General features: G+C 66.6%; 2 protein-coding genes. Both read left to right on the top strand.

Going from position 1 to position 1,149, the window contains the following annotated elements; all coding sequences use genetic code 11:
• The first annotated feature begins 64 nt into the window (after positions 1 to 64).
• On the top strand, positions 65 to 604 hold the full coding sequence (locus ABZY31_RS31305) for a winged helix-turn-helix domain-containing protein (protein ID WP_356417093.1): 540 nt from the start codon (positions 65 to 67) through the stop codon (positions 602 to 604).
• Complete coding sequence (locus ABZY31_RS31300; protein WP_356417095.1) at positions 601 to 1,137, top strand: transposase; 537 nt, start codon at positions 601 to 603, stop codon at positions 1,135 to 1,137. The genes ABZY31_RS31305 and ABZY31_RS31300 overlap by 4 nt, the downstream gene beginning before the upstream one ends.
• Positions 1,138 to 1,149: the final 12 nt, after the last annotated feature.

Here is a 1,149-nt window from a genome sequence, read left to right as displayed (position 1 = left end):
TTACTGAGATTTTCGGGTTGTCGTCGGTGGTGACGGTTCATGATCCCTGCGGTATGCCGGTGGTATGCGTTATCCGGAGGGTGGGGGCCTGACCGCTGAGCGTCGGGCGTTTCGTGAGGGGATCCGGCTTCAGGCTGGCGAGAGGTTCGGGGCGGGCGAGAAGACCGCGGTCATAGCGAAGGACCTGCGGGTGAGTGTGAGGTCAGTGGAACGCTGGGGTCGCGCCTGGCGTGAAGGCGGCATGGAAGCCCTGCGCTCGAGGGGCCCGGCGAACTCCCCGACCGTCACCGACGCCCAGTTCGCCGTACTCGAGGCGGAACTCGGCAAGGGACCGACGGCGCACGGCTTCGAGGATGAACGCTGGACTTTGGTCCGCGTTCAGACGGTGATCCGCCGCCGGCTGCGGGTGAGCCTGTCGGTGGCGACGGTGTGGCGGCTGCTGAAACGGCACGGCTGGTCCTGGCAGGCACCCGCCCGCAGAGCCCTCGAGCGCGACGAGCACGGGGTGGAGCTGTGGAAGAAGGAGGTGTGGCCGCAGGTAAAAGCCTCGCGGCGGCACTCGGGGCATGGATCGTCTTCGAGGACGAAGCCGGCTTCTCGATGACTCCGCCCCGTGCCCGCACCTGGGGCCGGCGCGGCCAGACCCCCATCATCCACGTCCGTGGCAGGTCCCGCCGCCGGACCTCGGTTGCCGCGTTGTGCTGCTACAAACCCGGCGAGAAAAGCCGTCTCATTCACCGGCCCCGCAACCATCTCCTGCTCAAGGGCGCCCGCAAGAGCTTCTCCTGGCAGGACTACCGTGACCTGCTGGTGAGAGCACACATTCAGCTCGGCGGCCCGATTGTGGTGGTCTGGGACAATCTCAACACTCACTTGGCTGCCGGCCTGAAACGCTATGAAGCCGAGCACGACTGGCTCACCACCGTCCGCCTCCCGGCATACGCACCAGACTTGAACCCGGTCGAAGCCGTCTGGTCCCTCGTGCGCAGAGGCACGGCCAACACCGCCTTCGACACCCCCGACGACCTCGACCGCACACTCCGCCGCGAGTTACGCAGAATCCAACTCAGACCCCACCTCATCAACGGATGCCTCACCGCCACCGGCCTGACGCTCACACCGCCGACCCCACCCTGAAAACCTCAGTAG

The sequence above is a fragment of the Streptomyces sp. NPDC006529 genome, assembly GCF_040611795.1.
In the GTDB taxonomy this organism is placed as follows: domain Bacteria; phylum Actinomycetota; class Actinomycetes; order Streptomycetales; family Streptomycetaceae; genus Streptomyces.
Note: the sequence above shows the minus strand (reverse complement) of the source record. Positions and strands in the feature narration are given on the sequence as shown.